The sequence below is a fragment of the Streptomyces sp. NPDC046831 genome (genome assembly GCF_040645305.1).
In the GTDB taxonomy this organism is placed as follows: Bacteria; Actinomycetota; Actinomycetes; order Streptomycetales; family Streptomycetaceae; genus Streptomyces.
In genome coordinates this window covers 106,490-115,593 of the sequence record NZ_JBEYXZ010000022.1, presented here as the reverse complement: position 1 = coordinate 115,593, position 9,104 = coordinate 106,490, and the positions used below count along the sequence as shown (strand labels likewise).

The following is a 9,104-nucleotide window of genomic DNA, read 5'->3' as shown; positions in this document are numbered from 1 at the left end:
GGCCGGTTAGCCCGCTCGGCGCAGGCGGACCAGGCAGGCAGGGCCCCGGCGGCCACCCGTACGCCGCCCGCCGTCGCGCCGCCCGTGGCCTCAGCTCATGCGCAGGGCCAGGAAGAAGTCGAGCTTGTCCTCCAGCCGCGACAGGTCACGCCCCGTCAGCTGCTCGATGCGGCCCACGCGGTACCGCAGCGTGTTGACGTGCAGATGGAGCCGTGTGGCGCACCGGGTCCAGGAACCGTCGGAGTCGAGGAACGCCTCCAGCGTCGGGATCAGCTCGGCCCGGTGCCGCCGGTCGTAGTCGCGCAGCGGGTCCAGCAGCCGGGCGGTGAAGGCCCGGCGCACGTCGTCCGGGACGAACGGCAGCAGCAGCACGTGCGAGGCCAGTTCCTGGTGGCCCGCCGCGCACACCCGGCCCGGCCGCGCGGCGGCCACCCGGCGCGCGTGCCGTGCCTCCTCCAGCGCCCCGCGCAGCCCCTCGGCGGAGTGCACGGCCGCGCTGACGCCGAGGGTCACCCGCCCGTCGCCGTCGAGCCCGGCCGACAGCGGCTCGCGGACGGACTCCAGGAGGGCGTCGGCGGCGATCCCGGTCTCCGGGCCGTCGTGCTCCGTCGAGACCGCGGGCAGCGGGACGAGGGCGACGGCCTCACCGCCGGCATGGGCGACGGCGATGCGGTCCGAGGTCTCGAAGCCCGCCGGCCGGGCGTCGCCCCGGTTCGCGGGCGGATCGACCAGGATCTCCTCGAGCAGCGACTGGGCGACCGCGCCGTCGATGTCGCGGCCCTCGGCCGGGGAGCCCGCCGCCCCGTCCGCCGCCTCGTCCCACTCCACGCGGGCGACGACCACCTGCCAGTGCGGCGCCGCCCCCAGTCCGGGCAGCAGCACCGGCGCGGCGACCCGCAGGCGGGCGGCGACCTCGGCGGGCGCCGCGCCCGTCTGCACCAGTTCCAGCACCTCCTGCGCGAGCCGCCGCCGGACGATGCGGGCGGCGTCCCGCCGGTCCCGTTCCACGGCGATCAGCTGGGTGACGCCGTGGAGCAGGTCCAGTCGCTCGGCCGGCCAGTCGCCCGCGTCCGCCTCGACGGCCAGCAGCCACTCCGACAGCACCGTCTCCCGCACGTCCCGCGGCTCCTGCGGGGAGCGGGCCTGGCCGGCCGCCGCCGGGCGCGGCGCCGAGCCGCGGACGGGGAAGAGGGAGTACGTAGGTGACGGCGCCGGGCCGGTCGTCACGCGGTACGGCGCCCGCCGGCCGGCGCGGGCGGCGGCCAGGTGCTCCGCGGCGAGGCGGGCGGCGACCTCGGCGGGCAGCGGCGGACCCTCGAGCCCGGGGCCCGCGACGAGCCGGCCGGTGGGGGAGAGCACCCAGGCCCGCAGGTCCAGGTCGGAGCCGAGCAGGTCCAGGACGACCTCGGGGCCGCCGCCCGCCGGGCCCGAGGTCATCATGCGGCGGTGCCGGTCGACCACCGCGGCCAGGTCGCCGGCGCGCTCGCCGGACACCTGGCGCACCACGTGCTCGGTGATCGTCGCGAAAGCCACCGACTCGTGCACCGCGAACAGCGGCAGCCGGTGTTCGGCACAGGCCCTGACCAGGTCCTCCGGCACGTCGCCGAGCTCGGCCTCGCCGGCCGCCAGCGCGGCGACGCCGGCCTGCACCAGGATCCGGACGAACGCCTCGGAGTCGGCGGCGTCCCGGCGCCAGGCGAGCCCGGTCAGGACCACCTCACCGCCGGAGAGGTAGCGGCTGGGGTCCCTGAGGTCGGTCGTCATGACGCCCCGCACGGTGCGGTCCAGCTCGTCCGCACCGCCGAGCAGCTTGAGGCCCAGCGCGTCGGTGTCCAGCAGTGCGCGCAGCCGCATTCTCGTCGCCGCCGTTCTTGTCTCGAAAACTACGATGATCGCTCCGGACGTGGGACCGGCCGAGGGGCCGGCGGGCTCCGCCCGGGACGGGCCCCGTGTCCCCGCCTTCCTCGCTTCCGGAGGAAAAACGAAGAGGGCACCCGAGGCCGTTGTTCATACGAATCTACAAGATGACCTCACTGGCCAGCGAACTCCTTCATGGTTTCCGTGACTGACCCGTTCGGAGCAGCGGCGGTGTACTGGGCCCGCTCCCCGTCTACAGCACTCCAGGAGCCCGCACCGCCGCACACGGATTGGCTCGGTCTGTACGACTCACGAGACGAAGAAGAGAGCCGGCCATGGACTTCCTTCGCCCCGCCAGCTGGGAGGAGGCGCTCGCCGCGAAGGCCGCGCACCCCACCGCAGTGCCGATCGCTGGTGGCACCGACGTGATGGTGGAGATCAACTTCGACCACCGCCGTCCCGAGTACCTCCTCGACCTCAACCGCGTCCGCGACCTGTACGAGTGGGAGGCCGGCGAGGACGGCGTGCGCCTCGGCGCCTCCGTCCCGTACACGCGGATCATGGAGAACCTGAGGGCCGAGCTGCCGGGTCTCGCGCTCGCCTCGCACACCGTCGCCTCCCCGCAGATCCGCAACCGCGGCGGCGTCGGCGGCAACCTCGGCACCGCCTCACCCGCCGGCGACGCCCACCCGGCGCTGCTGGCCGCCGGCGCCGAGGTCGAGGCCGAGTCGGTGCGCGGCTCCCGCCGCATCCCCATCGACGACTTCTACACCGGCGTCAAACGCAACGCGCTCCGGCCCGACGAGCTGATCCGCGCCGTGCACATCAGGAAGGCCGACGGGCCGCAGCAGTACGCCAAGGTCGGCACCCGCAACGCCATGGTCATCGCGGTGTGCGCCTTCGGCCTCGCCCTGCACCCCGCGACCCGCACGGTTCGCACCGGGATCGGCTCGGCCGCCCCCACCCCCGTCCGCGCCACGGCCGCCGAAAAGTTCCTCGGCGCGGCCCTGGAGGAGGGCGGGTTCTGGGACAACGGCAAGGCCGTCACCCCGTCGGTGGCCCGGCGGTTCGCCGAGCTGTGCGCCGCCGCCTGCAACCCGATCGACGACGTCCGGGGCACCGCGGGCTACCGGCGCCACGCCGTCGGCGTGCTGGCCCGGCGGACGCTGACCTGGACCTGGGAGGCGTACCGCGGCGGCCGCCGCACCGTCGAGGGAGCCGCCTGATGCGCGTGAACTTCACCGTCAACGGACGCCCGCAGCAGGCCGACGACGTCTGGGAGGGCGAGTCCCTGCTGTACGTCCTGCGCGAGCGCCTCGGCCTGCCCGGCTCCAAGAACGCCTGCGAGCAGGGCGAGTGCGGCTCCTGCACCGTGCGCCTGGACGGCGTGCCGGTCTGTTCCTGCCTGGTCGCCGCCGGCCAGGTCGAGGGCCGCGAGGTGCTGACCGTGGAGGGCCTCGCGGACTTCGCCGAGGAACGCGCCCGCGGCACCGGCACCGGCGGCACCCCCGTGGACCGGGCCCGGCAGTGGCGGGCGGAGGGCACCGGCTCCCGGACCGGCGAGGACGGCCGGCTCTCCCCGGTCCAGCAGGCGTTCGTCGACGCCGGCGCCGTCCAGTGCGGGTTCTGCACCCCCGGCCTGCTGGTCGCCGCCGACGAGATGCTGGAGCGCAACCCCGACCCGACCGACGCGGACATCCGCGAGGCGCTGTCGGGCAACCTGTGCCGCTGCACCGGCTACGAGAAGATCATGGACGCGGTCCGCCTCGCGGCCGCCCGCCAGTCCGAGAGGGCCTGACATGCCGCAGCCCGAGCACTCCACCCCGCGCGTGCGCGACGCCGCCCCCACCGGCGTTCCCACCAGGATCACCCAGGGCGCGCCGGCCAGCGGCGGCATCGGCGAGTCCACGCTGCGCCCCGACGGCATCCTCAAGGTCACCGGCGAGTTCGCGTACTCCTCCGACATGTGGCACGAGGACATGCTCTGGGGCCAGATCCTGCGCTCCCCGGTCGCGCACGCCGAGATCCTCTCCATCGACACGGGCGAGGCCCTCGCCACGCCGGGCGTCCACGCGGTCATGACCTACGACGACCTGCCGACCGACGTGCGGACCTACGGACTGGAGATCCAGGACACCCCCGTCCTCGCGCACCGCAAGGTGCGCCACCACGGCGAACCGGTGGCGATCGTCGCCGCCGACCACCCGGAGACCGCGCGCCGCGCCGCCGCCAGGATCAGGGTGGAGTACCGGGAGCTGCCCGTCGTCACCGACGAGGCCTCCGCGACCGCCCCCGACGCCGTCCTCGTCCACGAGCACCGCACCGACCTGCCCCAGGCGCCCGAGGCGGGCTCCGGCCCGGGGGAGGGCCCCGCCGCCGGCCGCGTCCCGCACCCCAACATCGTCCACCGCCAGCCGATCGTGCGCGGCGACGTCGCCGCGGCCGCGCGCAGGGCCGACGTCATCGTCACGGGCGAGTACCACTTCGGCATGCAGGACCAGGCCTTCCTCGGCCCCGAGTCCGGACTGGCGGTGCCGGAGGAGGACGGCGGGGTCCACCTCTACATCGCCACCCAGTGGCTCCACTCCGACCTGCGCCAGATCGCGCCCGTGCTCGGCCTGCCCGAGGACAAGGTGCGCATGACGCTGGCCGGCGTCGGCGGCGCCTTCGGCGGCCGCGAGGACCTGTCGATGCAGATCCACGCCTGCCTGCTGGCGCTGCGCACCGGAAAACCAGTCAAGATCGTCTACAACCGCTTCGAGTCCTTCTTCGGCCACGTCCACCGCCACCCGGCCACCCTGCGCTACGAGCACGGCGCGACGAAGGACGGCAGGCTCACCCACGTCAGGTGCCGCATCGTCCTCGACGGCGGCGCCTACGCCTCCTCCTCCCCGGCCGTCGTCGGCAACGCCTCCTCGCTCGGCGTCGGCCCGTACGCGGTGGACGACGTCGACATCGAGGCCGTCGCCCTGTACACCAACAACCCGCCCTGCGGCGCCATGCGCGGCTTCGGCGCGGTCCAGGCCTGCTTCGCCTACGAGGCCCAGATGGACAAGCTCGCCGCGCGACTGGGCATGGACCCGGTCGCCTTCCGGCAGCTGAACGCGATGTCCCAGGGCACGGTCATGCCGACGGGGCAGCAGGTCGACTCCCCGGCCCCCGTCGCCGAACTCCTGCGCCGCGTCAAGGCGTTGCCCCTGCCGCCGGAGCGCCAGTGGGAGAGCAGCGAGGGCGTTGACGTGCGGCAGCTGCCGGGCGGTCTGTCCAACACCACGCACGGCGAAGGCGTCGTACGGGGCGTCGGCTACGCCGTCGGCATCAAGAACGAGGTGACCATCCACCCGGCGGACACCCGGGTGGGCAGCGCCGGTTCGACGTCGGCCTCCCGGCAGACGTACGTCACCGGCGGCGCCGTCAAGCACGCCTGCGAACTCGTCCGTGAGCAGGTCCTGGACCTCGGCCGCCGCAGGTTCGGCTCCCACCACCCCGCCTGGGCGACCGCCGGACTGCTGCTGGAGGGCGGCAAGGTCGTCACCGACGCCGGCGAGGTCCTCGCCGACCTGGCGGACGTCCTGGCGGACGAGGCCGTCGAGGTCGAGGCGGAGTGGCGGCACCGGCCGACCGAGCCCTTCGACCCGCGCACCGGCCAGGGCAACGGGCACGTGCAGTACTCCTTCGCCGCGCACCGCGCCGTGGTCGAGGTCGACACCGAACTCGGCCTGGTCAAGGTGGTCGAGCTGGCCTGCGCCCAGGACGTGGGCAGGGCGCTCAACCCGCTGTCCGTCGTCGGCCAGATCCAGGGCGGCGCCACCCAGGGCCTGGGCATCGCGGTCATGGAGGAGATCGTCGTCGACCCGAGGACCGCGAAGGTGCGCAACCCCTCCTTCACGGACTACCTCATCCCCACCATCCTCGACACCCCGACCATGCCCGTCGACCTGCTCGAACTCGCCGACGAGCACGCCCCGTACGGGCTGCGCGGCGTCGGTGAGGCGCCCACCCTGTCGTCCACCCCGGCCGTCCTCGCGGCGATCCGGGACGCCACGGGGCTGGAGCTCAACCGCACGCCGGTCCGCCCCGAGCACCTGACGGGCACCGCGTAGGCCGCCCGGCCCGTGCCGCCGTCCCGCCGGCTCGTCGTCCTCCCGTCCTGCCCGGGCGGCTCGGACCCCTGTTCAAGCACCCAGCACGCGTGTCACCAACATCCCGGGACAACACCCCTAGGGCCGCCCCAGCAGCCGGTTCACGGCCCGTCCGAACAGCAAGCGGGCCGTCCATTCGACGAGCGGGTCGAAGACGGCCGGGAGGAAGCGCACCCGCAAGGTCTCCCGCCACACCACACGGGCGCGGCCGCCCGGTGCGGGGCGCACCTCGATCTCGGCCCAGCCCAGGACCGCGCGCCCCCGCTTCTCCAGCCGGCACCGGCCCGGCACGCCGTCCGCCGGCGGGCGCCAGACCGTGACCTCCATCGGGTCGTCGAAACCGAGCGGGCCGACGGCCGAGCGGGCCACGAAGCGCGTGCCCTCACCGGTCGGCGCGGGGGTGACCACGGTGACGCGGGTCAGCGGCATCACGTCGCCGTGGCGGGGCCACCGGGTCAGGCGACGCCACGCCTCGTCGACAGGCAGGGGCGGGGTGCGTTCGATCAGGAAGTCGGCCACACGGTGATCGTAGGGAAGCAGGCCGGCGCGACGGACCGTTCGGCACCGGGCCACCGCCCGCTCGGCCCACGGTCCCTCGTCCGGCGGTGCGTCAGCGGGCCGTACCCGGCGGACGGAGTGCCCGGGCGGGTGGTTCCGCGTTCCGGGCGGCAGCCGTGAGGTGCGCCGCGGCGGCGGGTGCGCTAACGTGGATCTTGAGCACACCGCCGGAAGCCCGGTGGTGGCCGGTGCGTTGGTGGTCCAAGGAAAGACGCCCCGCTTCCTGCGGGGAGATGCAGGTGCAAGGCCTGCCCGGCGCTCGACGAGAACCCCGCCCCCCGGACCTCCGGGGGGCGGGGTTTTTCCGTGCGCCGCCGACGGTCTGGCGGGCGGTCAGCCGTGGTAGGTGATGTACCCGTTGCCGTCGCGGTCGTTGGCGGACTTCGTGTACGCGTGGACGTCCGCCCGGCTGCCGGAGGGCTTGTACAGGTAGATGGTGTCCCGGTCGTTGTTCCAGAGGAAGTTGCAGTTCTGACGGTAGACGACGTTGCCGGCGTCGGAGTCCGTGCCGCGTCCGCCGCGCAGCTTCACGTAGTCGCCGGGCTGGAGGTAGTGGTTGGTCTTGAAGACGAAGCGGTTGCCGGCGGCGTCCTTGACGACGTAACCCTTGAGGTTGACGGTCGTGCTGCGCGAGTAGTTCTTGATCGTCAGGTACTCGCTCTTGGTGTTGCCGCTGCTGCAGCTGTTGGAGTCCCGTCCGGGAGCGTCGTACTGGACGCCCTTGACCTTCAGCGCGGACGAGTACTCGGCGGCCTGCGCCGGGACGGCGACGGCGGCGAGCGTACCGGCGGCGACGGCCGTGGTGGCCGCGACGGCCAGGGCGGAGCGTATCCGCATGAGGTTCCCCCCTCAGTGATGCGATTGAAACGTCAAGAGACTATCTGACAAGTGGGCTTCCTGTGGCGGAGAGATGGAGAAAACGTGAAAAGGGGGAAGGGGGGTGAGAGTGCTGCCCGTCGCTGCTGAGGCGTCCCCGCCCTGCTGCCTGCGGGGGCATGGGCGGGCCCGCGCGCTCACCCGCCGTCCGCATCCCCACGCGGTGCATGGTGGCCGATGCCGGGATGCCGGATGTCGAGGTGAGCAAACCGGACGAAGTGTGTGAATCCTCCTCAGGGTTACTCAAGTCGGCACAGGAGTGTGGGCGAGAGGGAGGAGACCCCCGTGAGCGGACGCACCTGGCGCCGGGCGCTGGTCACCGGCGGAGCCGGCTTCGTGGGATCCCATCTGTGCGCGCGACTGCTGGACACCGGCGGCGCGGTCGTGTGCCTGGACGACCTGTCCACCGGCTCCCGGGCCAACGTCGCCGAACTGGAGCAGCGGCACGGTCTCCGCTTCGTACGGGCCGACGTCACCGACGCCGAGGCCGTGCGCGGACTGCCGGGCCGCTTCGACCTCGTCCTGCACTTCGCCTGCCCGGCCTCGCCCGCCGACTACCTGCGGCTGCCGCTGCAGACCCTCGACGCCGGAAGCGCGGGCACCCGCAACGCCCTGGAGCGCGCTCGTGCCGACGGCGCCCGCTTCGTCCTCGCCTCCACCTCCGAGGTCTACGGCGACCCGCTGGAACACCCGCAGCGCGAGGACTACTGGGGCAACGTCAACCCGATCGGCCCGCGCAGCGTCTACGACGAGTCCAAGCGCTTCGCCGAGGCCCTGGTCACCGCGCACCGCGCGGTCCACGGCACCGACGCCGCGATTGTGCGCATCTTCAACACCTACGGGCCGCGGATGCGCGCCGGAGACGGCCGGGCCGTGCCGACCTTCATCGCGCAGGCCCTGGACGGCATGCCCCTCACCGTCGCCGGGGACGGCACCCAGACCCGGTCCCTGTGCTACGTCGACGACACGGTCGCCGGCGTCCTCGCTCTCGCCGCCTCCAGGGAGAGCGGACCCGTGAACATCGGTGGCGCCGACGAGATCACCGTCCTGGACCTGGCCCGCCGGATCGTGGAGCTCACCGGGTCCGCCTCGCGCATCCGGTTCGTCGACCGTCCCGTCGACGACCCCGGCCGGCGCCGGCCCGACACCCGGCTGGCCCGCGAGCGCCTCGGCTGGCGGCCGCGCGTGCCGTGGACCGAGGGGCTCGAACGCACCATCGGCTGGTTCGCCCGCGCGATCGCCGCCTGACCTGTTCCCTCCGCGCGGTCGCCGCCTGTGCTGCTCGCCACCTGGCCCGGTCGCCCGGCCGCCGCCCGGCGGCGCCGTACCGCCCGTCGCCCGGTGGCCGCCCCGAGCCGACGGCCGTCCGCCGCAGACGCCCGCCGCGGCCCCCGCGACGGCCACCGCGGCCACCCGCGACAGCCGGGCGGGCCGCCTCGACCGGCCGGCCGGCCACCTGGCACCCCGCGCCCCGAACCGCCCGTCCCCGGCGGTCCCGGGCGGCGCTCCGCGCCCCGCAGGGCCGGTCGACCGCACCGACCCGAACCGTACTGACCTGCTGCGGTGGCAGCGCGTGCGGCTACTCGGGCAAACAGTGACATTCTCGTGCTTAAGCGGACAGTTGCCTACATGTGTTTGAGACAGCCGCATTGCGGCACTCAGTGCCCATAG

7 protein-coding genes are annotated in these 9,104 nt (G+C 74.1%); 4 read left to right on the top strand and 3 right to left on the bottom strand.

Translation table 11 applies throughout. From position 1 onward, the window contains the following. Positions 1 to 90 precede the first annotated feature (90 nt). Positions 91 to 1,854 carry a PucR family transcriptional regulator ligand-binding domain-containing protein gene (locus ABZ920_RS19840; RefSeq protein ID WP_361506312.1) on the bottom strand — a complete coding sequence of 588 codons (1,764 nt, stop codon included), beginning with the start codon at positions 1,852 to 1,854 and terminating at the stop codon, positions 91 to 93. Between the two features lie 338 nt (positions 1,855 to 2,192). Between ABZ920_RS19840 and ABZ920_RS19835 the strand changes: the two genes are divergently transcribed. From ABZ920_RS19835 to ABZ920_RS19825, 3 genes are read left to right on the top strand one after another with little or no spacing between them, the layout of a single operon-like run. Further along, a complete protein-coding gene (locus ABZ920_RS19835; RefSeq protein ID WP_361506309.1) occupies positions 2,193 to 3,083 on the top strand; it encodes an FAD binding domain-containing protein in 891 nt (296 codons plus the stop codon). Then, on the top strand, positions 3,083 to 3,655 hold the full coding sequence (locus tag ABZ920_RS19830) for a (2Fe-2S)-binding protein (RefSeq protein ID WP_361506306.1): 573 nt from the start codon (positions 3,083 to 3,085) through the stop codon (positions 3,653 to 3,655). The genes ABZ920_RS19835 and ABZ920_RS19830 overlap by 1 nt, the downstream gene beginning before the upstream one ends. Before the next feature lies 1 nt (position 3,656). Next, complete coding sequence (locus ABZ920_RS19825; RefSeq protein WP_361506303.1) at positions 3,657 to 5,960, top strand: molybdopterin cofactor-binding domain-containing protein; 2,304 nt, start codon at positions 3,657 to 3,659, stop codon at positions 5,958 to 5,960. Between the two features lie 117 nt (positions 5,961 to 6,077). Here the strand turns inward: ABZ920_RS19825 and ABZ920_RS19820 are convergent, their stop codons facing one another. Then, a complete protein-coding gene (locus ABZ920_RS19820) occupies positions 6,078 to 6,518 on the bottom strand; it encodes an SRPBCC family protein (RefSeq protein WP_361506300.1) in 441 nt (146 codons plus the stop codon). Between the two features lie 372 nt (positions 6,519 to 6,890). Further along, on the bottom strand, positions 6,891 to 7,394 hold the full coding sequence (locus ABZ920_RS19815; RefSeq protein ID WP_361506297.1) for a lamin tail domain-containing protein: 504 nt from the start codon (positions 7,392 to 7,394) through the stop codon (positions 6,891 to 6,893). Positions 7,395 to 7,718: 324 nt separating this feature from the next. Here ABZ920_RS19815 and ABZ920_RS19810 point away from each other — a divergent pair, with 324 nt between their 5' ends. Beyond that, on the top strand, positions 7,719 to 8,681 hold the full coding sequence (locus ABZ920_RS19810) for an NAD-dependent epimerase/dehydratase family protein (protein ID WP_361506294.1): 963 nt from the start codon (positions 7,719 to 7,721) through the stop codon (positions 8,679 to 8,681). The last annotated feature ends 423 nt before the right edge of the window (positions 8,682 to 9,104 follow it).